This window comes from Saccharomonospora sp. NPDC046836 (genome assembly GCF_040645195.1).
Lineage (GTDB): Bacteria > Actinomycetota > Actinomycetes > Mycobacteriales > Pseudonocardiaceae > Prauserella_A.
In genome coordinates this window covers 462,630-487,019 of the sequence record NZ_JBEYXW010000001.1, presented here as the reverse complement: position 1 = coordinate 487,019, position 24,390 = coordinate 462,630, and the positions used below count along the sequence as shown (strand labels likewise).

General features: G+C 69.2%; 23 protein-coding genes. 13 read left to right on the top strand and 10 right to left on the bottom strand.

Annotated features, from left to right (window positions below; translation table 11 throughout):
* Window positions 1–123: 123 nt before the first annotated feature.
* Complete coding sequence (locus ABZ863_RS02460) at window positions 124–1,293, bottom strand: cytochrome P450 (RefSeq protein WP_358530074.1); 1,170 nt, start codon at window positions 1,291–1,293, stop codon at window positions 124–126.
* A gap of 119 nt (window positions 1,294–1,412) precedes the next feature.
* Here ABZ863_RS02460 and ABZ863_RS02455 point away from each other — a divergent pair, with 119 nt between their 5' ends.
* The 4 genes from ABZ863_RS02455 to ABZ863_RS02440 all read left to right on the top strand — a co-directional run bounded on the left by ABZ863_RS02455 (window position 1,413) and on the right by ABZ863_RS02440 (window position 4,050).
* Window positions 1,413–2,288, top strand: a complete 876-nt coding sequence (locus tag ABZ863_RS02455; protein WP_358530071.1) for a DUF5926 family protein — start codon at window positions 1,413–1,415, stop codon at window positions 2,286–2,288.
* Window positions 2,288–2,647 carry a DUF952 domain-containing protein gene (locus ABZ863_RS02450; protein WP_358530068.1) on the top strand — a complete coding sequence of 120 codons (360 nt, stop codon included), beginning with the start codon at window positions 2,288–2,290 and terminating at the stop codon, window positions 2,645–2,647. Before ABZ863_RS02455 ends, ABZ863_RS02450 begins: the two co-directional genes overlap by 1 nt.
* Before the next feature lie 156 nt (window positions 2,648–2,803).
* Window positions 2,804–3,313 (top strand): SigE family RNA polymerase sigma factor, encoded by a 510-nt coding sequence (locus ABZ863_RS02445; protein WP_358530066.1) that lies wholly within the window; start codon window positions 2,804–2,806, stop codon window positions 3,311–3,313.
* On the top strand, window positions 3,310–4,050 hold the full coding sequence (locus tag ABZ863_RS02440) for a hypothetical protein (RefSeq protein WP_358530064.1): 741 nt from the start codon (window positions 3,310–3,312) through the stop codon (window positions 4,048–4,050). The genes ABZ863_RS02445 and ABZ863_RS02440 overlap by 4 nt, the downstream gene beginning before the upstream one ends.
* A gap of 74 nt (window positions 4,051–4,124) precedes the next feature.
* On the opposite strand, the gene ABZ863_RS02435 is transcribed toward ABZ863_RS02440, so the two are convergent.
* The 5 genes from ABZ863_RS02435 to ABZ863_RS02415 form a co-directional block, all read right to left on the bottom strand.
* The gene (locus tag ABZ863_RS02435; protein ID WP_358530061.1) at window positions 4,125–4,676 is read right to left on the bottom strand and encodes a ferritin; all 552 of its coding nucleotides are present in this window, start codon (window positions 4,674–4,676) and stop codon (window positions 4,125–4,127) included.
* A gap of 112 nt (window positions 4,677–4,788) precedes the next feature.
* Complete coding sequence (locus ABZ863_RS02430) at window positions 4,789–6,015, bottom strand: arginine deiminase (RefSeq protein ID WP_358530495.1); 1,227 nt, start codon at window positions 6,013–6,015, stop codon at window positions 4,789–4,791.
* Window positions 6,016–6,097: 82 nt separating this feature from the next.
* Window positions 6,098–6,286, bottom strand: coding sequence for a hypothetical protein (locus tag ABZ863_RS02425; RefSeq protein WP_358530059.1), 189 nt, complete (start codon window positions 6,284–6,286; stop codon window positions 6,098–6,100).
* A gap of 108 nt (window positions 6,287–6,394) precedes the next feature.
* A complete protein-coding gene (locus ABZ863_RS02420) occupies window positions 6,395–7,204 on the bottom strand; it encodes a type II CAAX endopeptidase family protein (RefSeq protein WP_358530056.1) in 810 nt (269 codons plus the stop codon).
* A 35-nt stretch (window positions 7,205–7,239) separates the two neighbouring features.
* Window positions 7,240–8,010: a DUF2470 domain-containing protein gene (locus tag ABZ863_RS02415; RefSeq protein WP_358530053.1), complete on the bottom strand. Its 771-nt coding sequence runs from the start codon at window positions 8,008–8,010 to the stop codon at window positions 7,240–7,242.
* A 68-nt stretch (window positions 8,011–8,078) separates the two neighbouring features.
* Between ABZ863_RS02415 and ABZ863_RS02410 the strand changes: the two genes are divergently transcribed.
* From ABZ863_RS02410 to ABZ863_RS02400, 3 genes are all read left to right on the top strand, one after another.
* Entirely contained in the window at window positions 8,079–8,717 is a 639-nt protein-coding gene (locus ABZ863_RS02410; RefSeq protein ID WP_358530050.1) for a LysE family translocator, read from the top strand.
* 81 nt (window positions 8,718–8,798) lie between these two features.
* The gene (locus tag ABZ863_RS02405; RefSeq protein ID WP_358530492.1) at window positions 8,799–9,653 is read left to right on the top strand and encodes a hypothetical protein; all 855 of its coding nucleotides are present in this window, start codon (window positions 8,799–8,801) and stop codon (window positions 9,651–9,653) included.
* Entirely contained in the window at window positions 9,650–10,282 is a 633-nt protein-coding gene (locus ABZ863_RS02400) for a helix-turn-helix domain-containing protein (protein WP_358530047.1), read from the top strand. The genes ABZ863_RS02405 and ABZ863_RS02400 overlap by 4 nt, the downstream gene beginning before the upstream one ends.
* Window positions 10,283–10,286: 4 nt before the next feature.
* Here ABZ863_RS02400 and ABZ863_RS02395 read toward each other — a convergent pair whose 3' ends face one another.
* On the bottom strand, window positions 10,287–10,889 hold the full coding sequence (locus ABZ863_RS02395) for a TMEM165/GDT1 family protein (RefSeq protein ID WP_358530044.1): 603 nt from the start codon (window positions 10,887–10,889) through the stop codon (window positions 10,287–10,289).
* A gap of 213 nt (window positions 10,890–11,102) precedes the next feature.
* Between ABZ863_RS02395 and ABZ863_RS02390 the strand changes: the two genes are divergently transcribed.
* The 4 genes from ABZ863_RS02390 (at window position 11,103) to ABZ863_RS02375 (ending at window position 18,291) form a co-directional block, all read left to right on the top strand.
* On the top strand, window positions 11,103–12,635 hold the full coding sequence (locus ABZ863_RS02390) for a cytochrome ubiquinol oxidase subunit I (RefSeq protein ID WP_358530041.1): 1,533 nt from the start codon (window positions 11,103–11,105) through the stop codon (window positions 12,633–12,635).
* 192 nt (window positions 12,636–12,827) lie between these two features.
* Window positions 12,828–13,838: a cytochrome d ubiquinol oxidase subunit II gene (gene cydB, locus ABZ863_RS02385; protein ID WP_358530038.1), complete on the top strand. Its 1,011-nt coding sequence runs from the start codon at window positions 12,828–12,830 to the stop codon at window positions 13,836–13,838.
* Window positions 13,835–17,134, top strand: coding sequence for a thiol reductant ABC exporter subunit CydD (cydD, locus tag ABZ863_RS02380; protein ID WP_358530035.1), 3,300 nt, complete (start codon window positions 13,835–13,837; stop codon window positions 17,132–17,134). Before cydB ends, cydD begins: the two co-directional genes overlap by 4 nt.
* A gap of 14 nt (window positions 17,135–17,148) precedes the next feature.
* Complete coding sequence (locus ABZ863_RS02375) at window positions 17,149–18,291, top strand: GAF domain-containing protein (RefSeq protein WP_358530032.1); 1,143 nt, start codon at window positions 17,149–17,151, stop codon at window positions 18,289–18,291.
* A gap of 3 nt (window positions 18,292–18,294) precedes the next feature.
* Here the strand turns inward: ABZ863_RS02375 and ABZ863_RS02370 are convergent, their stop codons facing one another.
* A complete protein-coding gene (locus ABZ863_RS02370) occupies window positions 18,295–18,942 on the bottom strand; it encodes a response regulator transcription factor (protein WP_358530031.1) in 648 nt (215 codons plus the stop codon).
* A gap of 52 nt (window positions 18,943–18,994) precedes the next feature.
* On the opposite strand from ABZ863_RS02370, the gene ABZ863_RS02365 reads away from it, so the two are divergent.
* On the top strand, window positions 18,995–19,747 hold the full coding sequence (locus ABZ863_RS02365; protein ID WP_358530029.1) for a DUF427 domain-containing protein: 753 nt from the start codon (window positions 18,995–18,997) through the stop codon (window positions 19,745–19,747).
* Between the two features lies 1 nt (window position 19,748).
* On the opposite strand, the gene ABZ863_RS02360 is transcribed toward ABZ863_RS02365, so the two are convergent.
* Together ABZ863_RS02360 and ABZ863_RS02355 are read right to left on the bottom strand one after the other, a co-directional pair.
* Window positions 19,749–21,650 (bottom strand): DUF2075 domain-containing protein, encoded by a 1,902-nt coding sequence (locus ABZ863_RS02360; RefSeq protein ID WP_358530027.1) that lies wholly within the window; start codon window positions 21,648–21,650, stop codon window positions 19,749–19,751.
* Between the two features lie 89 nt (window positions 21,651–21,739).
* Window positions 21,740–22,060 (bottom strand): nucleotide pyrophosphohydrolase, encoded by a 321-nt coding sequence (locus ABZ863_RS02355; RefSeq protein WP_358530025.1) that lies wholly within the window; start codon window positions 22,058–22,060, stop codon window positions 21,740–21,742.
* A gap of 101 nt (window positions 22,061–22,161) precedes the next feature.
* Between ABZ863_RS02355 and ABZ863_RS02350 the strand changes: the two genes are divergently transcribed.
* Entirely contained in the window at window positions 22,162–24,384 is a 2,223-nt protein-coding gene (locus ABZ863_RS02350) for an AAA domain-containing protein (protein WP_358530022.1), read from the top strand.
* The last annotated feature ends 6 nt before the right edge of the window (window positions 24,385–24,390 follow it).

The window sequence follows — 24,390 nt, the reverse complement described above, 5'->3', positions numbered from 1 at the left end:
CGAGTTGCCCGCTCGGGTGCGCGAGTTGCCCGCTCGGGTGCGCGAGTTGCCCGCTCGGGTGCGCGAGTTGCCCGCTCGGGTGCGCGAGTTGCCCGCTCGGGTGCGCGAGTTGCCCGCTCCGGCCTACCCCAGCGTCACCGGCAGCGCCCGCAGCCCGCGAATGACGAACTCCGGGCGCCGCTGCGGTGTTCCGGCCAGCCGCAGACCGGGGAGCCGCTGGGCCAGCGTGCCGATCGCGGCAGCGATCTCGATCCGCGCGAGCGGGGCGCCGAGGCAGTAGTGGATCCCGCCGCCGAAGCCGAGGTGCGGGTTGGGGCTGCGGCCGATGTCGAAGGTGTCCGGGTCGGCGAACACCTCCGGGTCCCGCGCGGCGGCGCCGAGCAATGCGGCGATCTTCTCGCCCTTCTCGATCCGGTGCCCGGCGATCTCGACTTCGGTTGTGGCTGTGCGTTCGAACAGCTGCAACGGCGAGTCGAACCGGATGAGCTCCTCGGTCGCCGAGTCGAGCAGGCTCGGGTCGGCGACCAGCCGCAGCCACTGCGCGCGGTGGGTGAGCAGCGCGAACATACCGTTGCCGATCACGTTGACGGTCGCCTCGTGCCCGGCCATGAGCAGCAACACCGCGGTGGCGACCACCTCGTCGCCGGTCAGGTCACTGCTCACCAGGTGACTGAGCAGGTCGTCGCCGGGCCTGGTGACTCGATCGGCGGCCAGCGCACGCAGGTAGCCGGCGAATGCCGCCGCGGCCTCCTCCGCCTCCCGCCGCCGTTGCGCGGGCAGACCGAATTCGTACATCTTCACGATGGCATTGCTCCAGGCCACCAGCTGCGGACCGTCGGCCGCGGGCACGCCGAGCAGCTCCGCGATCACCGCCACCGGCAGCGGTTGCGCCACGTGCTCCAACAGGTCCGCCGTACCGTTCGCGGCTATCTCGTCGGCGAGACCGCCGACCATGCGCGTGGCGAGCGTTTCGACGGTGGGGCGCAGCCGTTCGACGTGGCCGCGCGCGAAGGCCGAGGACACCAGCTTCCGCAGCCGGGTGTGCGCGGGCGGCTCGTTCTCCAGCAACGACTTGCGGTGGAGCATGTTGAACGACGCGAACTGTTCGAGGGGCGTCGCGTCGGTCCAGAGGCGGCCCAGCGAACGGTGCCGCAGCACCGCCGAGGCCGCCGCATGCGACACCGCGATCGACAACCCGAGTCCGTTGTGCCTGTGGATCTCGCCGAGCGCCTGGAGCTTCGCGAACGCCGGATAGGGGTCAGCGATGAACGCGGGATCGTCAGGTGCGAACACCGGGCGAGAGTAGCCGCCGGGGTCGCGCCGCGGACACCATCTGGACACAGACCCGCCGGCCGTAACCTGTGTGCGAGTCGAGTAGCGTTTCGCGAAACGGCACCGCGGGAGGCGAGAACGTGGGCAAGGGCGCGCGGAAGAAGGGCCCGAAGAAGGACAAGAAGCCGAAGGTCAGGGACGTTTTCGTCGCGCGGCCGTTCGAGGGCCTCGTCGCGGAGCCGGAGCTGATCGCCATGCGCGAGTTCGTGCCGTCGGCCACCGCGCGGCTGTCCCTGGCCGGCGAAACCGATCGCACGGTCACCGTCGGCACCGTCCTGCCGATGGCCGCGGCGGCGTTCGTCCGTTCCGACGGCGAGGTGTTCGTCGGCATGCAGGTGCAGACGCGGTCCTCCGACATCAGCCGGGACCTCGGCAGGTCACTGCGCTGGGCGCTGGAAGCCAAGCCGGGCGACGTGCTGTCGGTACCCGACACCACGAGCGAGCCCGCTGAGGGCGAGCGGCTGCAGGACCTGCTGGTCGCCGATGCCGAGCTGGACGTCGCGTTGCACGAGAACTTCTCGTGGTGGCTTCCCGAGGACACCGAAGCCAGCGGTGAGGTGGCGATCTCGCTCGAGCGGGCCAATGCCGCGATCATGCCGACCGAGCGGCTCAGCACCGGTGCCTACTGGGTGCTCGCGGGGGAGAAGGCGCACCTGCGCTGGGTGTGGCCTGCCGATGAGAACCGCCTGCTGCAAGCGCTTGCGCGGCTTTCGGCCGCCGGTGAGTTGTCGCTCGGCGAGGGCTCCCGCTACGCCGGTTCGTTCCGGGCACACGGCCTGCTGGTGCCGGTGTGGGACCTCGATCCGGAAGCGCATGCCAGGGAGTGGAGCGAGCCCGCGGAGGCGCTCGGCGACCGGCTGCGGACCGCGCTCTCCTCGCTCGACGCCGAGCCGCTCAATGCCGCCGAACGGCGCTCGCGTGACGGCCTCATCGGTCGCCAGTTGACCCTGCGCTGATGCTCCTGCACATCTGCCCGGCCGCCGACTGGGCAGCGGTGCCGGACGGAGGTCTGTACCGGCCAGCGTCACTGGCGGAGGCCGGGTTCGTGCACTGTTCCGACTTCGGCACCGTCCACCTCCCGGCCACCCGGTTGTTCCGCGGCCGCACCGATCTGCTGCTCCTGTGCGTCGACCCGGCCCGCCTCGGCGTGCCGGTGCGTTGGGAGCCCGCGGTGCCGCCGGAGCCAGGTGCGCCGTGGTTTCCGCACGTCTACGGTCCGATCCCGGCAACGGCTGTTGTCGCCGTGCATCGCTTCCCACCCGAGCCGGACGGCTCCTTCCGGCTGCCTGCGGAGCTCACCGCGCTGGGTGGCTGACGTCACGCTCGGCAACACCTCAGCGCCGCCGGACGTGGAGTCGTCAGCCAATCACGTCGGCTGCCGAGGGGAGGCGTTAAGGTGACCGCATTTGTGCCCGCCATCGTTCGGGAACGTGGCGGGGCGGGCATCACGCGCCAAGAGGGGAGACCGCCCGTGCCGGGCGAAATCACGGACTTCGCCGAGTTCGTGGAGGTCAACCTGCCCAGGTTGCTTCGCTACGGCCATGCGTTGACCGGTAACCCGCACGACGCCGCGGACCTCGTGCAAACCGTTCTGGAGAAGATCGGTTCGCGCTGGCCCCAGGTGCTGCGGAAGACCGGTGACCCGCTCGCCTACGTCCGCCGCTCGATGGCCAACGCGCACATCAGCAGGTGGCGGCGGCACCGCAGGGAGAACCTGGTGGCGGAGCTGCCGGATTCGCCGACACTGGTCCAGATCGATCCGTTCGAGCACGAACCACTGTGGCAGGCGCTGCGCGACCTGCCGCCGAGGCAACGAGCGGTGATCGTGCTGCGTTACTACGAGGGACTGTCCGAAGCCGAGATCGCCGCGTCGCTCGGGGTGGCCGCCGGAACTGTGAAGAGCCAGGCCAGCAAGGCCATCGCCACCCTGCGCGGCAGACTCCGCGGCGACGAGGAGGTCGAGGGGAGGAAACCGGTATGAGTGACTGGGACGACCCCGACGACGCGCTTGGTGCGCAGCTGCGCAGGTTGTTCGAGGACGACCGGCTCGAGCTGCGCACCCGGGCCGGTGCGGAGCAGGTCATCGTTGCCGGAGCACGGCGGCGTCGCCGCCGTCGCGCCACACTCGTCGCAGGTGGTGGTGTGCTCACCGCGCTGGTGCTGGTCGTCGGTGGCCTATTGGTGAAAGGCCTGCGTGACACGACCGCCGAGCACACGACACAGGCCGCGGCCCCGCAGCTGTCCGTGCAGTCCAGTTGGTCGTCGCCGCCGCAGTCGACGGTGGAATCGGGTTTTCCGGAGGGACAGGGCGTCGCCTCAGAGGTGCTCGGACCGCACGGCTACCGCTCGCTGATGCTCGGGATGAGCTACCAGGATGCTGCCGCGACGGGCATGCTCCCGGGCGACGGCGACGGCAGACCACCGGCGCCGCAGTCGTGTGTCACCTATCCGCTGTCCGCCGGCAGCGCCAGGATCGGTGAAGTCACCATTTCGGGTACGAACGGGATTGTGCGCTTCCGGGTCTGGAATGCGCGGACCCCGGAGGGCGTCACCCCCGGTACCGGCCTCAAGCACCTGAGTTCGGCGTACGCAGACTTCGCTCCCGTGGATTACGGTTTCTACTCCGCGTCGACGGGCACGGGCGCTCGCTACTACTTCACGGTGACCAACGATACGGTCACCGAAGTACAGCTGTCCGCTACCGGCATCGCGTGCTGACCACGCCGTAGCGAGGAAAACCCGGGCCACTCCAGAGGGGGAGTGCCCGGGTTTCGTTGTTGTGGTGCGCGGGGTCAGAGCGTGCCGCCCGCCACCGGAGGCATACCGGAGTCCGCGGCGGCGTCGCTGTTCCACTCCCGCTCCACGAAGCGTTCGATGTCGAACAGGTTGCCCTGCGCGCGGTCGACGATGTTGAGCAGCGTGGTCATCTTCGCGATTTCCTCGACCTGCTCCTTGAGGAACCACTGCACGAACTGCTCGCCCGTGTAGTCGTCCTCGTCGCGGGCCGCCCTGGCGATGGCCCTGATGTCGGCCGCGACCTCTTTTTCCTGCTCCAGCGCGAGCTCGACGAGATCACGAACGCCGGAGAAGTCGTTGCGCACCGCACCGGTGGCCGGAATCTCGACGTGGTGGTTGGTGTCCAACATGTACTGAACCAGCGCCATGGCGTGGTTGCGCTCCTCGACGGCCTGCTCGTAGAAAGACTTGGCCAGCTGCGGTAGGTCCTCGTTGTCGAACCACACGGCAAGCGCGACGTACTGCTGGGAGGCGTGGAACTCGTTCTGGATCTGCGCCTGCAGCAATTCGTAGAACTTCGAACGCGGTTGCTTCTTTGTGGGGGGCATGCATTCACGGTACGCGATTCTCTGCACTGTTCTCCAGTTGGATCTGGTGATGTGCAACCCATTCGCATACAATTTCTAAGCAAAGGGTTTGCTAATTTCGATTAGCCTTGCCTCATTTGTTCGCATTTCTTAGGTGAGCCTTGCTTTCATTTTTCGGAATGGGCTCTCGTGCCACGGGGCAGGACATGCACCGTGGCCCTCCGCGGCCGGAGCCCAGCTCGGAGCCTGCGATGCGCAGCACCTCGATGCCGGCTTCCTCGAGCCGGGCATTGGTCTCCACGTTGCGCTCGTAGCCCACGACCACGCCAGGTGCGAGCGCCAGCGTGTTGTTGCCGTCGTCCCATTGCTCGCGTTCCGCGGTGACCGGGTCGAGCCCGGTGTCGATCACGTGCAGCCGGTCGATGCCCATGGCCTCGGCCGCGGCGGTGAGGAAGGGGGCTGGGCCGTCAACGCGCAGTGCACCGTCATCACCGGGCCGCAACGTGTAGGCGGCCAGCGAGTCGCGCGCCAGGGGATACATCACCACCGCATCGGGGCCGATCATCGTGCAGACGGTGTCGAGGTGCATCGTGGCCCGGGTCTGCACGATCGGCACCGCCAGCAAAGTGTGTGCGATGCCGTCGGCGAACGCCGACCGGGCCAGCGACTCGGCACCGGCCGCGGTGGTCCGCTCGCCAATCCCCACGGCCAGGACACCGGGCGCGAGCAGCAGCACATCGCCGCCCTCGACGGGAGCGGAGTGCGCTCCGTACGCGCGCATGGAGCTGTGGAAACGCGGGTGGTAGGCGTAGATGATGTCCAGCAGGGCGGTTTCCCGATGCCGGGCCGGCATCGCGAGGGACGAGATCGCGACCCGGTCACCGATCCACACCGACGAGTCCCTCGTGAACAGCAGGTTCGGCAGCGGGTCGACGGCGAAGTCGTGCGGATGGTTCATCTTCCGCACGAGTGAGGCGCCCTCCGCGGCGGGCAGTTCCTCGAACGTCATTCCCGAGATCAGCAGCTCCGTCAGCGCCGCGGCGCCGACGCCCGACAGGTGCGAGCGCAGTGAGTCGGCGAGATCGGAGCCGAGCCGCTTGCTGTCCACCGCCGTGTGCACGCCTGCCACATGTGCCCGGGGGTCGGCCAGTGTCTCGCGCAGCAGGTCGGCGAGCAGTAGCACCTCGACGCCGCGCTCCTTCAGCACGGCCGCGAAGGCGTCGTGTTCCTGCTGTGCGCGATCGACCCAGGGGATGGAGTCGAACAGCAACTGGTCGTTGTTGCGCGGCGTGAGCCTTTTGAGCTCGTCGCCGGGGCGGTGCAGCAGGACGGAACGCAGTGGACCGACCTCGGTGTCCACGCCCGGTGTGATGGTGTCTTCCACGGACGCGAGCGTAATGACTCGGTGAGCTATCGCGCGTCTAGCCGGAATGCGGGTTCGTTCAGCGTGCCACGCGGGTTTGCTGTGCGAGCTCCTGCGTTACCGTCCAACGTGGCTCAGCCGCCGGCACGGTGGTGAAGACCCAGTTGTCCACCCCGCCGCCCATGATCTCGGCATAACGTTCCGCCGCGTCCCGGTTGGCGAACCGGATCTGCTGGTCGTTCAGGCGGTGAGTGATCTTGCACGCCATGTGCCCCTCCTCGTCGTCGGGCCGGCCAACTGCATCCCCCTGCGGATGCACCCCTGCGAACCGGCTCTCCCATTAGAACATGTGTTCGAACGACTCCGCAACCACGCGTCACGGGAGCCAGGAAACATGATCACGTAGGAGCGCGTATCCGACGAACGCAAACACGTCCAACAGAGTGTGAGCTACGACCAACGGCCACAGCCGGTTCGTCCGCTGCCACACGCGGCCGAAGACCAGGCCCATCACGACGTTGCCGACGAACCCGCCAATGCCCTGGTAGAGGTGGTAGGAACCGCGCAGCACGGCGGCCATGAGCAGTCCCGTGTTCTCCCGCAGTCCGAGCTGCCGTAGCCGGGTGAGCAGGTAGCCGACCACGAGCACTTCCTCGGCGAAGGCGTTGCCGAACGCGGCGAGGGTGAGGGTGATCGGCCGCCACCAGGTCTCCCCGAGTGTCGAGGGCTGCACGGCGAGGTTGAGGCCGAGCTGCCAGGCCGCGAAGTACAGCGCCAGGCCCGGGATGCCGATCAGCGCGGTCAGGCCCACCGCCCAGCGGGCGTCTCGTGCCGTGAGCCGTTTCGGCAGGCCGATCGCGGCCAGCTTGATGCCGCCGCGCCACAGTAGGTAAAGCCCGAGCGCCCCCCAGCCCAGCAGCTGCACCGCACTCAGCAGCTGCTTGAGCAGGTCGATCACCTGGATCGTCGCCTGCGACACGTTGATCGCGACCTGCTGCTCGTTCAACGGCTGCGGTTGCAGCAGCGAGTCCAGCAGGGACAGCAGGCTGCGCAAGCCGGAAAGGCCGAGCGTGATGGAGAAGACCAGCACGACTTCGAACACCAGGGCGCGGCGCTGTGCGGGTTCGGTCAGTACGGCGGGCTTTGCCGGCGCCGCCGGGTTCAGCCAGTCACGGCCAATCGACACCAGGGCACGGTACCTCAGCGCGTGAAAACTCCTGGTCAGGGCCGCATCATGGGGCAGCCGACCAGTCTGCGTAGCTCGACAGCCAACTGCGGCGGAGTGTCGACCGCGCGGGAGAACGCCAGTCGTACATCGTGGTCGCCCGCGGGGCATTCCACCCGCAGCCGCAGGCCGTAACGGTCCAGGCTCAGCGGGCGGACCCGCCCGCCGCGCAGCTCCTCCGGCAGGTGCCGGACGAGCTGATCGACGACGTCGGAGTGCGCGCTCTCCAGGTGGCGCAGCCATTTCTGCTCGTACTCGCAGAACGGGTCGGCGGTCGCGGTGCGGAACGTCTGTGCGCTGAGCGAATGGGTGCCCTCGGAGTCGGCGAGCACCAGTGATGCCGGGGTCAGCTGCACCATGCGCAGCCCGTGGCCGAGGTCGAGCAGTCGCGGATCCGGCCGGGTGTCGGCGATGGACAGGGCGCGGGCCCGCGCCGTACGGGCGTCGACCGGGCGGAGCCAGCCGGTGATCCAGAGCAGCCCGCGGACGGGTTCCCGTAGCTGGACGGGTGCATGATCGGCGAGCTCGAGCATCATCGCCAGCTCACCGTGCGTGACCGCGGTGACGACGGGATCGTCATCCGGCAACAGCACGCTGACACTGCCGCTGGCGTGCACGTGGTGCAGCGCCGGAACGACGTGCTGGTCTCGGTCGGACCTGCCGTCGGCGGCAGGCATGAGGATCGCCGGGCCGCCTCGCAGGGCGATCGTCTTGGCTCGCTCGGCAGGCTGCGGGGCCGGCGGCCGGCGGGGTCTGGTCTCGGTCACCACTCCACCTCCAACTTAGGTGAGGCTAACCTACCGGGACGGCAAAGGGAAGCGGGTAGGCTCACGCGGTGACGTCGTCGCAGATCCTTCCCTTCGCCGGCGTGGTGCTACTGGGGGCGATGTCACCGGGGCCGGACTTCGCGGTGGTCCTCCGGCATTCGGCGGTGGCGGGGCGCAGGGCCGGCATGGGCGCCGCGCTGGGCATCGCCGCCGGCATCCTGGTGTGGTCGGTCGTGGCGGCCGTGGGTGCCGCGAGCCTGCTGGCTGCGTCGGCGGTGGCGTTCACCGTTGTCAAGCTCATGGGCGCGGCGTACCTGCTCTACCTCGGCGGCAGGGCGCTGCTGGCCGCGCGCCGGGGTGGGCAGCCGGTAGTGGCAGGACAGCCGGAGGAGGAGCCCGTCGGCGCACGCCGCGCGTTCCGCGACGGGTTGCTCTGCAACGTGCTCAACCCCAAGTGCGCGGTGTTCTTCGTGGCACTGGTTCCACAGTTCGTGCCAGCCGATCCGGCCCTTGCCGACACGGCGCTGACGGCGGCCATCCCCGTGACGCTGACCGGGCTGTGGTTCGTTGTCGTGGCCAACGTGGTGGGCGCGATGCGCAGGCTGCTCGCTGTGCCGCGGGTGCGCAGGGCGCTCGACGCCGTCACGGGCATGCTGCTGGTGGCCGTGGGGATGCGGCTGGCGCTACAGGCGCGCACGCTGCACTGACGGCGTTCGCCAAGCGTTCGACACCCGGTCACTTTCGTTCACATTTCGGACGCTACTAGCGTGTGAGTCGTGTCAAGCGCTGTGGAACTCACGCCCCCCGGCCCCCGTGGAATTCCTCCCCTGTTCGCGCACCTCGTCGATGACTCGGCTTTGTTCCCTCCGGGCGAGGCCACCATGCCCGAGGCGCTGAAGGCGCACCTCGATATCCGCACCGGTGAGCACGCTGGCGTGCTCGGTGTTTTCCTGTGCCAGGCGTCGCGGCTGCCCGAACTGATCACCGAGCTGATCAAGATCCGGCCGCGGGAGCCGTTGCCGCTGTCGCTGATCATCGATACCGGGCTCGGCGGAGTGCCCAAGGCCATCTCCATCGTCGAGTCCCGTCACGAGCTGCTCGCGCTGAAGATGGTGGAGATGCCGGCACCGTCCGACGTGGATGAGGTGTGGCTGGAGCGGGTGTCGGAGTTCGTGCCCGAGGACGTGGTGCGCGTGGTGGAGCCACGGCGTGGGGTGGGCTGGCTCGACGGTGTGCGGAAGGTGATCGAGCACGGCAGCTGGCCGAAGATCCGCTGCGGTGGGCTGTCCAAGGAGAACTTTCCCAGCGTGGACGAGGTCGCCGACTTCCTGTCGGTGGTGAGCAATGTGGCTGGAGCGTCGTTCAAGGCGACCAACAGCCTGCACCGGGCGGTGCGCCACGCCGATGGGGACAGCGGTGTTGAGCACCACGGCTTTTTGAACCTGCTCGTCGCATCGGGCCGTTGCCTTTCGGGTGGCGACGTGCGGGAGGCGCTGGCGGCCACCGATGGTGCGGCGCTCGCCGAGGAGGCGCGGGCACTGTCCGACGACGCCGCCAAGGCGGTGCGCGCGCTGTTCGCCTCCTACGCCTCGGCGACGTTCGACGAGCCGATCACCGACCTGCAGGGTCTGGGTTTGCTGTGACCAGGGAGAGCTCGCTGACGTTGGACCGCGGGCTCGCTTTGCTGCAGGCGGTGGCCGACTCCGGCGGTGAGGCGGCCACGATCTCGGAGCTGGCCACCGCCGTGGGCATCAGCCGTGCGGCGGTGTACCGGCTACTGGTGCCGCTGGCCGCGCGGGGCCTGGTGTGGCGCGATGGCAGCAAGGTCCGGCTCGGCGCCGGCGTACTGAGGCTGGCTGAGCAGATGTTGCCGCAGTTGCGTGACGCTGCGCGGCCGGTGCTGCGTGAACTGGCCGAGTCGACTGGCTCGACTGCGCACCTGTCGGTGGCCGAGAGTGATCAGCTGCATGTGATCGCCGTGGCGGAACCATCGACGACCGCGCTGCACGTGGCTTACCGGGTCGGCAGCAGGCATTCGATCGCGCGCGGCGCGGCAGGCCGGGCGCTGGCCTTGCGTGCTCGCGGTAAGGGCTGGGCGGCGGTCGCGGGGGAGCCGCAGCCTGGCACGTTCGGGGTCGCCGCGCCCGTACGCGGAGTGCCGGGCCTGCGCGCGAGTATCGGCATCGTGTCACTCGAACCGCTCGACAACGCCACCGTCGGGCTCCGGCTGGTCCAGGCCGCTGCGACACTGGCGGGCGTGCTGCCGTCGTAGCAACTCAGCCGAGCAATGCGGCGCCGAAGGCGAATGCCGCGAACCCGGCGAACACGAATCCGGCAACGCGCTGGATGAGTCGTGGACGCAGCCTGCTGCGCACCTTCCGGCCGAGGAACACGGCGAGCGCCGCCACGCACACCAGACCCAGGAACGCGCCGAGGCCCACGGCCAGCGGCTGGCCGTAACGCGCTGCCAGCGCAGCCGTCGCCAGCTGCGAGGCGTCTCCCCACTCGGCGGCGAAGAGCACTGTGAAGGAGGTCATCGCGGCGCGGCGGAACGTCACGGGTACGGGTCCCGAGCGGACTGCGTCCTCGCTCCCGTCAGCCCCCTGCCGGAATCCCTCACGGAGCAGCATCGCCGCACCCGCACTGAACATCAGGCCGGCCACGAGAGAGACCAGGCGGTCCGGGAGCAGGGTCAGGACACTGCCGAAGCCCACCGCGATGATCGACTGCACAGCGAAGGCCGCTGAAACGCCCGCCAGCACTGCCCGCGCCCGGTAACGTGTCGTCAGCACGAGCGTCGCCACGAGCGTCTTGTCAGGCAGCTCGACGGCCATGACCAGCGCGAACGTCGCGAGGAACGCCAGCAATGCAGAAGACATCAGTCGGACTCACTCCTTTATCTCTTCGACGATAAAGGGACTGGGTGAGAATTGGCGGCTGATAGGGATTTCGAATCGTTTTCTTCGGTGTGCCGAAAAGCAATTCCCGACATGCTGTAATTGATGGTTACCCCGGTCACAGGACCTAGGTCCTGAGAAGATCAGGACCACGGGACCTGCCGTTCGTCCCTGGTCTGGAGAAGAGTCGGGGACGTGGAGGTCCTGGAACTCGCGCGGTGGCAGTTCGGCATCACGACCGTTTACCACTTCCTCATGGTGCCCCTGACGATCGGGCTTTCGATCCTGGTTGCGGGGATGCAGACGGCGTGGGTCCGCACGGGCAACGAGCGCTATCTGAAGATGACCAAGTTCTGGGGAAAGCTCCTGCTGGTCAATTTCGCGATGGGTGTGGTCACGGGCATCGTGCAGGAGTTCCAGTTCGGCATGAACTGGAGCGCCTATTCCCGTTTTGTCGGCGATGTGTTCGGCGCGCCGCTGGCGATGGAAGGCCTGGTCGCATTCTTTGTGGAGTCGACCTTCCTGGGGCTGTGGATCTTCGGCTGGGACAGGTTGCCGAAACGGGTCCACCTGGCCTGCGCGTGGGCGTTCTCGTTGGCAACCGTGGCGTCGGCGTATTTCATCCTGGCGGCCAACTCGTGGATGCAGCATCCGGTTGGCGTGGACTTCGTCGACGGTAAGCCGACGATGAAGTCGATCTTCGCTGTGCTGACGAACAACACCGCACTGGCCGCGATTCCGCACACGATCGCGGGCACGTTCTCGGTGGCGGCCGCGTTCCTGGTCGGAATCGCGGCCTGGCACCTGTGGCGCAAGCGCGGGGGCGATGACGAGCACCGTCAGGTGTGGCGGTCGTCGTTGAAACTGGGCAGCTGGGTCGGTGCGGCGGCCTTCGCGGTGCTGGCGATCACCGGCGACGTGCAGGGCAAGCTCATGTTCGAGCAGCAGCCGATGAAGATGGCGGCCGCCGAGGCGTTGTGCCACACCGAGCAGCCCGCGAGCTTCTCGATTCTCGCGATCGGTGATGTGACCAATGCGGACTGCGAGAGTGTCAAGACCTTCACGGTGCCCGCGCTGCTGTCGTTCTTGGCGCACAGTGACTTCACCACCGAGGTCAAGGGCATCGAGGACCTCGTGACGCAGTACCAGGAGCGCTACGGCGAGTACTACCCGAACGATCCGGCGCTCGGGGAGCTCGCTGGTAAGCCCATCGAGTACGTGCCGAACCTGCCGGTGACGTACTGGGGCTTCCGGATCATGATCGGTTTCGGGGCGCTGTCGGCGGGCGCCGGTGTGCTGGCGTTGTGGCTCACCAGGCGTGGCCGGATTCCGGGGAGCAAATGGTTCCCGCGAATGGCTCTACTCGGCATCGCCACGCCGTTCATCGCCAACAGCGCGGGGTGGATCTTCACCGAGATGGGCCGCCAGCCGTTCGTGGTCGTACCGAACCCGTCCGGCGTCGACGGGGTGTGGATGTTCACCGCGCAGGCGGTGTCGAACGTGTCGGCAGGCGAGGTGTGGACCTCGCTGATCGCGCTGACCGCGCTGTATGCGGTGCTCGGGGTGGTGGAGGTCTTCCTGATGACCAAGTACGTCCGCGGCGGCGTGGACGCCGTCATGCCGCCGAAGCAACCCGGGAGCAGCGACGACTCGGACGACTCGGACGACTCGGACGACTCGGACGACTCGGACGACTCGGACGACGATGCGCTGGCGTTCGCCTACTAGGAAAGGCGGGAAACCAATGTTCGGGTTACGTAGGCAACCCCCCACCCTCCCTGGGGGGCGGCCCCGCTACCAGCCTACCCAGCGACAAGGTATCCACGGGGGTCTGCCAGTAATTTGTGGACAACTCGGGGGGTTGTGCACAGCCTGGGGAAATCTTGTTTCACCTGAAACATCGGTCGGGGGACTGTGGTAATGGACCTCGAAGTCGTCTGGTTCTGCATCATCGCCGGGTTCTGGCTCGGGTACCTCTTCCTCGAGGGCTTCGACTTCGGCGTCGGCATGCTCCTGCCCGTCCTCGGCCGCACCGACACCGAGCGTCGCGTCATGATCAACACGATCGGCCCGGTGTGGGACGGCAACGAGGTGTGGCTCATCGTCGCCGGCGGCGCGATGTTCGCCGCCTTCCCCGCCTGGTATGCCGGGCTGTTCTCCGGTGCCTACCTGCCGTTGCTCGTCGTGCTGCTCGCGCTCATCGGGCGCGGCGTTGCCTTCGAGTACCGCGGCAAGGTGGACTCGGCCCGCTGGCGGCGCAACTGGGACCGGGTGATCGTGCTCGGCTCCTGGATCCCGCCGCTCGGCATCGGACTGATCCTCGCCACCACCGTGCTCGGCCTGCCACTCAACGCCGAGGGCGACCGCGTCGGCTCCGCGTTCGAGGCCGTGCGCTGGGACACCCTCCTCGGGGCGTTCGCGATCGTCGGATTCGCACTGGTACACGGCGCGGCGTTCCTCGCGCTGAAAACAGAAGGTGAGATTCGCGAGCGCGCACGCGGCCTCGCGCTACGCATCCTGCCCGCCGCGCTGGTGCCGGTTTTGTTGTTGCTGCTACTTGTCCAGTGGCGCGAAGGTACACAGTGGACATTGCTGCCGCTGCTCGTCGTACCCGCTGCCGGTGCGGTCGCGTGGTGGCGGCTCAGCAGGGGCCGTGAAGGGTATGCCTTCGCCGCGCTCGGCGTGGTGATCGCCGCGGCTGTCGTCATGCTCTTCGGCGCCCTCTACCCGGATGTTCTACCGTCCACAGGGGACCCTGCCAACTCGCTCACCATTGAGACAGCGGCATCCAGCCCCTACACGCTGACGGTCATCACGTGGCTCGCCGCCTTCGGCGCACCCGCGGTGCTCGTCTACCAGGGCTGGACCTACTGGGTGTTCCGCAAGCGCATCGGCACCCAGCACATCCCGAAGGTGCACGCCCCACGATGAACTTTCCCGTCCGCACACCCCTTTCCGCCAATGTGTCCACAACGGACACGCTGCGGACGGGAAAAGGTCCGCTCGGCGCGCTGCCAGCCCTTTCGGCCGCAGCGCGCCGGGCGCTGGCCCTCTGCGGGGTACTCGCACTGTTGAACGCCGCCGCGCTGGTCGCGCAGGCATTCCTCCTTGCCTCGGTGCTTGCCGACATCGTGGCAGGGCGCACCGATGATCTCGCCGTACGGCTGGCGGTACTGCTCGGTGCCGTCGTCGCCCGCGCGCTCATCAGCTGGGCGATCCGCGTCGTCGCCGCCCGCGCCGCTGCCGGCGCCAAGGAGGAGTTGCGGGCGAAAGCCGTCGACCATGCGTTGCGGCTCGGGCCGGAATGGATCGCCCGTAAGGGCCCCGGCGAGCTCACCGCACTGACCACCAGGGGCCTCGACGCGCTCGACGCCTACTTCACCGACTACCTTCCCGCTCTGGTCACCGCCGCCGTCGTGCCGGTCGGCGCCGGTGCGGCCGTGTTACTCGCCGACTGGCCATCGGCCGTGCTCATCGCGCTGACCGTGCCGCTACTGCCGATGTTCGCCATCCTCGTCGGCAAGTACACCGCCGACCGGGTGTCCGCCGCGACGCAGGCCGTCGAGCGCATGTCGGGACACCTGCTGGAACTCGTGCGCGCGCTACCCGTGCTCGCAGCGTTCCGGCGGGCCGAAGCGCAGGCCGCCGCCGTGCGCCGGGTCAGTGACCGGCACCGCCGTACCACCCTGTCGACCCTGCGCGTCGCCTTCTCGTCGGCGTTCGTACTGGAACTCGCCGCCACACTCTCGGTCGCACTGGTCGCCGTCGTCATCGGGGTGCGCCTGGTGTCGGGTGACCTGTCGCTGGCCATCGGGCTCGGAGTGCTGATCCTCGCGCCGGAGTGCTACCAGCCGCTGCGTGCGGTCGGAGCCGCCTTTCACGCCAGCGCGGACGGCGTCGAGGCCGTCCGCAGGGTCGCCGACGTGCTGGCAGAACCGGCCTCCGCCGACGGCACGGTGCCGCCTCGCCGCGGGGAGGTCCGGGTCAGCGAGCTGCGTGTCAACCGTCGCGGCAGGTTCGCACCCGATGGGACGTCGTTCACGGTGCGACCTGGTTCCACCGCCTGGCTGCGCTCACCAAGCGGTGCGGGCAAAAGCACGACGCTGTCGGTGTTACTCGGCTTCACCAGAGCCGACTCCAGATCGGTGACCGTGGACGGCACCTCACTCGATGATATCGACATGTCGGCATGGCGCGCCTCGGTGGCGTGGGTGCCGCAGTCGCCTGCCTTCGCCGGCGGGACCGTCCGCGATGAGCTCGAACTCGCCGCGCCCGGTTCACCTGATATCGACGCCGTACTCGCCGAGCTGGGGCTCAGTGGACTGGTGGCTGAGCCAATTGCCCGGCTGTCCACCGGGCAGCGGCAGCGGGTCGCAGTTGCCAGGGCGCTGCTGCGGGTGCGCGCCGGGGCGTGGTTGCTGCTACTCGACGAGCCGACCGCCCACCTCGACGCCGGCAACTCGCGCCGCGTGCTCGACGCCGTGGACGCGGCCGAACGCGCGGGCGCGGCCGTGGTGATCGCGGCGCACGAACGTTCGAGCAGTGAGCCTGCCGACGAGCAGGTTGTTGCACAGGCGGAGAGCCAGGACGTGCCCACGGACAAACCGGGTACCCCGCTGCCGCTGCGCCGACTGTTCGACCGGCGCTTCCTCACCGGTACAGCGCTCGGCGCACTGGCACTCGTCGCCGGTGTCGCGCTCACCGCCACCTCCGGCTGGCTCATCGCCAGGGCGTCCCAGCAGCCCCCGATCCTCACCCTCACCGTGGCCGTCGTCGGAGTGCGGGCATTCGGGCTGGCGAGGGCCGGGCTCCGCTACGTCGAACGCCTGGTGACCCACGACGCCGCGTTCCGCATCGCCGGTCGGCTGCGCGAACAGCTGTGGCGAGACCTCGTCCGGCGCGGGCCGGCCCACACCCTCGCCCTGCGCCGTGGTGAGGGGCAGCGGCGGCTCGTCGCCGATGTCGACACCGTGCGCGATCTCCTCCCACGCGTCGTCACGCCGCCGCTCGTCGCGCTTCTCGTCGTGGTCGTCGCCTGCGTGACGCAGGCGGTGGTGCTTCCCGCGGCGGGCCTCGCGCTCGCGGCGGCCATGCTCGTGGCCGGGCTGGTCGCACCTTTTCTCGCGCTGGGCGTGGAGCGGCGGGCCACCTCCGCGTTGGTGACCGGACGCCGTGCAGTGTCCACGCAGGTGCTGGAGCTGTTCGATGCCGCTGCGGAACTGATCGCGTTCGGTGCCCATCGCACCCGCCGCACCGCTCTCGCCGACACCGACGCCAGGCTGGTCGCCGCCGCCCGCAGGCAGGCGCTGGGTAGCGGCGCAGCCGACGCCGTGATCACGGCCGCTACTGGCGCGGCCGCGGTGCTGAGCACGTGGTTCGCCGCACAGGCCGTCGCTGCGGGTTCGCTCGATCCGGTGCTGGCACCCCTGCTCGCGCTCGTTCCGCTGGCGCTGGGCGAGGTACTCGCCCTCCTGCCGCCCGCTGCCCAGCATGCCGACGCCCTGCGCCAGGCACGTGCACGGCTCGCGCTGTCGCAGGCAAGCGATGTTCCCGGCCCGCAACGGGACCTTCCTGGAACCGGGGACATCAGCCTGCGCGGGGTGGACGTGCGCTGGCCGGGGAGTGCGCATCCCGTGCTGCGCGGCGTCGACATCGACATCCCAGCCGGGAGCAAGGTCGCCGTCATCGGGACATCGGGTGCGGGCAAATCCTCACTGCTGGCGACGCTGCTCGGGTTCCTCACCCCGGAACGCGGCGAGGTGACACTGCCCGGACGGGTCGCCTGGGCGCCGCAGGAGCCCCAGCTGGTGTCGACCACCGTCGCCGAGAACCTGCGCCTTGCCGACCCGCATGCGACCGACGAGCAGCTCACCGCCGCATTGCGCACGGCGGGACTTCCCAGTCTCGCGCTGGACACGGTGCTCGCCAGCGCGGGTAGCGGGCTGTCGGGCGGTCAGGCTCAACGGCTCGCGCTTGCCAGGGCGCTTCTGGCCGTGCAGCAGGCAGATCTGGTGTTGTTGGACGAGCCGACCGCGCACCTGGATGAGGCCACCGCCCGACAGGTACTGACGAACCTGCGCGAGGCACTCGCCGGCGTCACGGTTGTGCACGTCACCCACCGGCCGGAGGAGACGCACGATGCCGACCTCGTGCTGGAAGTGCGCGGGGGACGCGTCATCACGCAGGTCACAGCGTCGCGCGCGGTCACGGGGGCCGGAGGCGCATAACCTTGATGCTGCTGATGGAACCCACACTTGCCGCGCGTGCCCTGTCCGCGGCCACCGAGATCATGACGACGGCGCTGTCCGGCGACGATCCCGGCGCCGTGCTCGGCACCGTGGTGCGCCACGCCGTCGAGCTCGCCGACGCCGACCTCGGCCTCGTCATGGTGCGGGCCGATGACGGCCGCGTCACCGTCGAGGCCGCTCATGGTGGTGCCACGGCGGGGCTGCTCGGGCTCGTCCTGCCAGCCGAGTCCGCCGCGGGCCGGGTTGCCGCAGGCGGGGAGCCGGTGGTCACCGCCGACGTCACCAGCGACCCCCGCACGTCCCGGTTCGTGCCACCGGAACTGCTGTCCTACGGTCCGTTCGCCGCGGCACCGTTCGGGACAGGTGGCCGCCAGCTCGGGGTGCTGAACGTCTACCGGGGGCAGTCGCGGGAGCCGTTCTCGGCGAGCACGGTGGAGGTGCTCACGGCGTTCGCCAGCCAGGCCGGGGTCGTGCTGGCGCTGGCCGAGGGCGCCAACGCCCGCCACCGCGTGACGCTCTACCAGGAGCGGGAACGGATTGCCCGCGAGCTGCACGACGTGATCGTGCAGCGGCTGTACGCCGCGGGAATGCAGCTCGACCGGGTTCGGCGTCGCATGCGCAGGCGTTTCGCCGGAGCCGACGGCGCGCGGCTCGGCGAGGCGATCGACCAGCTCGACCAGACCATCGAGGAGATCCGCGGCACGGTGCGCGCGCTGCGCTCGCCCGAACCGGAACCGCAGGAGCCGCAACGGGCCGCGACGGATCTCGCCGAATCCGCGCGCGCCGAGGTGCGGATCGCGGGCGAACTCCTCGGCTACCCGCCGACGCTGGAACTGTCCGGCGAGCTCGCCGACATCCCCGCCGAGCGGGCCGACCACGTCCGCGCCGCGCTGCGCGAAGCACTGTCCAATGTGGTCCGGCACTCCGGTGCGAGCGAAACGCGGGTCACGCTGCAGCGCGATGCCGACGGTGTGCGGCTGCGCGTCCGGGACAACGGCTGCGGTGTGCCACGGGACGTCGCCCAGCGCGGTCTACGGCACCTCGCCGAACGCGCCGAGGGTGCGGGCGGCAAGTTCTTCATCAACTCCTCGCCCAGCCTGGGCACGCTCGTAGCGTTCGACCTGCCGCTCGGCTGAGCGTTACGTGCCGCGGTTGTTGCCATGCCGGGCGACCCAGGCCGCCGCTTGCGTGCGGCGCTGCATGCCGAGCTTGCCGAGCAGGGAGGTGACGTAGTTCTTCACCGTCTTCTCGGCGAGGAAGAGGCGCTCGGCGATCTCCCGGTTGGACATGCCCTGACCGATCAGGTCCAGCACGCTGCGCTCACGCTCGCTCAGCTCGGCGAGCCGGTCGGGTTCGGCAGGGTGACGCATTTTCTCCAGCAGCCGAGCCGTGGTCAGCGGGTCCAGGAGCGATCGGCCTGCCGCCACCTCCCGCACGGCGTTGACGACGTCCTGCCCGCGGACCTGCTTGAGCAGGTACCCCGACGCCCCAGCCATGATCGCCCCCATCATGGCCTCCTCGTCGTCGAAGGCCGTGAGCACCAGGCACTGTGGCGGGTTCGGCTGTGCCCGCAGCTCACGGCACAGCTCCACGCCGTCGCTCTCGGTCTCGCCCAACCGCACATCCACCACGGCGACGTCCGGCTCCACGTGCATGGCGACGGCGATCGCCTCGTCGGCCGAGCTCGCCTCGGCGACGACCTCGATGTCCGGTTCGTCGCTGAGCAGCTCCCGCAGCCCGCGCCGGACCACCTCGTGGTCGTCGACGAGCAACACCTCGATGGCCATACCCTGAGATTACTGGCGAAATATCCCACCAGCGTCACGCGTTGGGCCCAGTGTGAGCAGCGACAACCGAGGCAAGGTCCGCGCCGAGCAGGGAGCGAAGCGGGTGCGGACGTACTTCGCGGGGCAGCTGGTCGCCGATACGACGCGGCCGCTGCTGGTGTGGGAGGTGCCGTACTACCCGACCTACTACTTCCCGCGCGAGGACGTGCACACGGAGCTGATCGTCCCAACTGGACAGACACGGCACTCACCCAGCCGCGGCGAGGGATCGATCTCCAGCCTGCGGATCGGCGACCGGGAGGCCACCGACGCGGTGACGGCGTATCCGGACTCCCCGCTCGCGCAGCTGCGTGACCACATCCGGTTCGACTGGGAGTCGATGGACTCCTGGTTCGAGGAGGACGAGGAGGTCTACGTGCATCCGCGCGATCCGCGCACCAGGGTGGACATCCTGCCGAGCTCGCGCCACGTGCGCATCGAGGTCAACGGGGTGACAGTGGCGGACTCGCACAGCCCGCGGCTGCTGTTCGAGACGAACCTGCCCACCCGCTACTACCTGCCGAAGACCGATGTGCGGCAGGATCTGCTCGAACCGAGCGACCGGGTCACGCACTGCCCGTACAAGGGCCAGGCGGAGTACTGGTCCGTCCGCGCGGGCGATGAGCTGGTGCCCGACATCGTCTGGTCGTACCGGATGCCAGTGCCGGAGAGCGAGCGGATCGCGGGCCTTGTCGCGTTCTTCGACGAGCGGGTGGACGTCTACGTGGACGGGGTCCTACAGCAGCGCCCGAAGACGAAGTTCTAGGTCACCCGGTCATCGATTCGAGGAACCGCTGGGTCTCCGCATCCGTGGAGTAAAGGCACACACCCTGCATTCCGCGGGTCAGCAGAACCTTGTAGGTGTTGCGGATCAACGCGGCGAAGTGCAGCTCATCGGCCCGCTTGACCGCCGGGTCGTGGGACTCCTGCCTGCGTGCGACCCAGCTGTCGCCGCGCCGAACGAGATCCGGCCCGAAGATCACACCTGCCCAGTCGTACTCGAAGCCCTGAGCAGTGTAGATACAGCCGACCTGCCCGAAGCCACGTTCGTCCGATGCCCAGTAGTACGACTCCGGGGCGTCCGGCACTCGCTTGCCGGGCTTGGCGTTCCACGGCCGTGCCCACTCGCCGATGCGCACGTCGGGCACCAGCGCCTTGCCATCACCGAAGGGCGCCGGATCGCTCCACGGCCAGCAGTAGCCGGCAGCAAGGCGTGCCGTTCCGCCATGACCCTTGCTCCGGCCACGCAGCCAGGCCTCCATCGCCTGCGGTGACGCGGCACTGGTCACGATGAAGTCGTCGTCGCTCGTGCCGGCGAGAGCCGACCACGCGATCGGAGGCTGCCGGTCGAGCCCCAGCAACCGGGCAACCCAGTCCTCGTACAGCGCCGAGCCGCCGCAACGGAACTGCCCCGCTAGGTTGACCACCTCGACGCGGCAGTCGAGAGCCTGCGCGGCAGCGGTGATCTCGCGCAGCGAGCCCATCTCACCTGGACGCACCGTCTGGTTCTCGTCCAGCAGGAAGACCGGCACCCAGGCGGCATCGATCAACTCCCTGATCTGGGGCCGGGCCTGCTCGCGCAGCTCCTTCTTGGTGTAGCGGTTGACACTCGTCTCACGGATGCGATGCGCCTCGTCGCAGATCAGCACGTCCAGTGATCGCGGCTCGGTGTCCAGGTAGCTGTTGAAGTACTTGAAGAGGTTCTTGACCCGAGCCTCGCGCCGCCCCGCGACCTTGCGCATCGTGTTGGTGAAGGCGCTGGACCCGGTGGCGTGGTGTACCCGGCGCCCTTGGCGGGCAAGCGTTCCCAGCAGGCTCAACGCGATCACGCTCTTGCCCGAACCGGGACCACCGACCACCACGACGACCGTCTGCGTACGGGCAACCCGTGCACGTTCGACGGCATGCAGTACCGACCGGAAGGCAACCTGCTGCTCGTCCAGCAGCACGAACTGCTCACGTTCCTGGATCTCCGTGGCCGCCAGGCTCAGCAGCGGTTTGGACGGTGCGTGGCGGAAGGACAGCAGATCGTCCGCCGCCTTGCACACGGCATCGCGCTCACCGGCTGGATCCAGCACCGAGCGCAGAAATGCGAGGAACTCGGCCTTTTCGTCCATTGTGTACATACGGCCGTACTCGCTCGGCGTGTACTGCCGCAATGCCGACACCTGTTGCCCCAGTGCGTTGTGGAGGTAGGCGACTCCATGCACCGCGCCGGGCCCTTCAGCCAGCGCGGGCGTTTCGTCGACCAGGTACTCGCAGTATCGGCGCACCTGCTCGGCGGGATGGAGCACCGGCTCCGCGTAGGCATCGAGCTGGACGAGGTCCGCCGCGACGAGTTCGGCGCGTGACCACTGCTTGAGCTCCAGCAGGACGAAAGACGCCTCCCCGGTACGCGGATGCGTGCCACACAGCACCGCATCAACGCGTTTGGGGCTGTGCGGCAGCTTGTACTCGAGCACCACTTCGACGTGGCCGAGCCCGTTGTCGACCAGGTCGGTCAGCATCGCGGGAATGCTCCGCTCCCACGAACGCACTTCACCGGCACCAACCCGGTGGCGGAGTGTGAGCCTGGCCTGTTCCTGAAGTCGTTGTGTCAGTTGCCCCGCTCTGGCTTCGGCGAGCAGGTTCTCGGCAGTCTCCCGGATGAGCGCCACTTCTTCCCCCACTGGGCACGCAGGTATCCACGTGCGGGTGGGGGCAGCGACGAAGTGGCTGCTTCGGTGCCCGTCGGGCCGCAGTCAACAAGGTTAGTGGATCAACGCCCAGTGGCTGGGAAGCGCAGCTCGTTACGGTCGATCTTCGCGTTCGCGGCTTCGAGGAGGTCGATGCCGAGGACGTCGGCGAGCCGGGTCAGGTACAGCAGCACGTCGGCGAGCTCGTCGAGCACGTTGGCCTTCAGCTCGGGATCGGCGAGCGCGGCGGCCGATTCCTCCGGCGTCAGCCACTGGAACAGTGCGGTGAGCTCGCCGACCTCCCCGGACAGAGCCATGACCAGGTTCTTCGGGGTGTGGTAGGGCTGCCAGTCGCGGGCATCGGCGAAGTCCCGCAGGCGCTGGGCGAGGTCGTCAAGGGTCACGACCGTCTGCCTATCACACCGCCCCGATCACCCTGGAGGATTACTTTCTGTACCCGAACCGCCACTCTTGGTTTACTCGAAGCCGAGCTGGAAGGGGTGGTATGGCCGATTGGCGGCTGGAGGCTGCATGCGCGGTCGAGGCAGAACTCGTACACGCCCGGCGGGCAGGCGAATGGAACGAGCTGGGGCGGCTACAACAGACCGGCGACGGCCGCTACGCGGTCGACCTTCGCGGACGACGGGTGGACCCGATCGACGACCTCCGCGTCGCCGGGCCGGATGGTCCCCGCCATGGGCCTGCCGTCCCGGCGGGCGCCGAGGTCAGGGACGGCGTGCTCTGGTTGTACGACACCGGCCCGCTGCCACCCGGCTGCGACCGCGTGTGGGCACGCCAGACCTCACCGCGCGCCCAGCTCGTGCGGCTGGCACGGGAGCTTCGCCGCGTGACCACGGCGCCACTGGCCGACAAGCTGGCCGCCGGTGAGCTGGACTCGGCCGACGACGACGCCTACCAGGCATGTTTCACCCCCGGCATACGGCTGGTGTGGGGGCCGCCCGGCACCGGCAAGTCGCGGCTGATCGAGCAGGCGGCCGCCGAGCTCTCCCGCGCGGGCAAGCGGGTGCTCATCGTCGCCGCCGACGATGCCCCGCTGTCTGCCGACGATGACCCGGAGCGGCTGGCCATCCAGGAGGACCTCGCCGAGCTCGCCGCCGCGGAGCAGCGGATGACGGAACTGCAAGCCGGCCTCGCCGGATACGACCACGATGCCTTCCTCGCCGCGGGCAGGCGCATCGAGAACCACGCGAAGTCGCAGTCGCTGGAGGCGGAGTTCGCCGGGGAACAACGACGTCACGACGACGCGGCGGCCGGCCTCGCCTCGGCGCAGGCCGGGTTGCGTGGCGCGCGGGTGGAGTGGGAGGCGACAGCCGGCAAGCGTGCACAGCTGGCCGAAGCGCGCACGCTCGCCGCCGAGCTGGCACAGCGCGAGGAGGAGTTCGCCCAACTCGGCGAGCGGTTGGCGACAAGGGGCCGGATCTACCGGGGCAGGCGTGCCGACCACGCGGCGCTGCGTGCCGCCGAGACGGCGCGCGCGGATCTCGCGGCACGGACCGAGGACTGCCTCCGGCACGCCCACCCGCTGACCGACGACGGTGCCACGGAACTGGAGCTGGCCCTGTCCGCCGCGTACGAGCAGCTCGACGCCGCAGCCCGTGCCGAAGCCGACGCCTACACCCGCCTCGAACTCATACGCGGCAAGATCGCGCAGCTGCGCTCGGTGGGCCTGGCCTCCGACCAGGACTATCGGTTCCACGCCGAATGCCTGCGCCGTGGCCTGCCCGACCTGCAGGCCACGCTGGAGCGGCTGCACAGGCGGGGCAAGGATCGGGCGGCCCGGCGGGGCAGGCTCGAGGAGCGGTTGTGGTGGCTCGGCGAGCGGGCCCACCAGCAGCGGCGCGACGCGGTCAGCGAGCACGCCCGCACCGCGTCCGTGGTCAGAACCGCTGCGTCCCAGCTCCCCGTCACGCCGCGCCCGTTCGACGTCGTGCTGGTCGATGATGCCGGCTCCGCCCGCTTGACCGACGTGCTCCTCGCGATCGCACAGGCACGCGAGACCGCGGTCGTGTTCGGTGACTTCCGCCAGCCGGGCCCCCGGGTCCGTCCGGCGACGCTGAAGACCATGCCAGAGGTACGTCGGTGGACGCTGGCCACGGCGTTCGGCCACTGCGGTATCGGCAGCCCCGAGGACGCCGAGCAGCACCCCGGCTGCGTGGTGCTCACCCGCCAGTACCGGTTCGGCGCGGGCGTGCGGACGCTGGCGAACAGCACCGGCTACGCGGTGCTGGCTGGTGGCGATGCCGCCGGGCCGGAGATCGTGCTTCTCGACACGGCGGGCGAGCCGGTGGAGTACAGCGCGGTCATGGGGTTCGTGGCCGGTGCCGACCGCACCGCAGTGCTGGCGCCGAACCGGTTGCAGGCGGGCGCCTGGCTGGAGGCGGTGCGGGATCGGCTCGGCGTCGCCGTCGGCACCGCCCGCACCGTGCCCGGACGGCAGTTCGACACCGTGCTGGTGGACCTCACGGCCGATGACTGGACCGACCGGATGCGGTCCTTCGGCTCCGCGGTCACCCGGGCGAGGCGCCGACTCTTCCTGCTCGCCGACCTCGAAGGTGTCCGGTCGGCGCCGATCGGCAGCCCGCTCGGCGCCGTGAACGCGTTGCGGCTGCAGGATTCGCTCACGGTGCGGCGGCTCGACGAGGTCGTGATCCCGCAACAGCGGCAACCACAGTCGGCGACCGATCCGCACATGACGGTGACCAACTGACGGGCG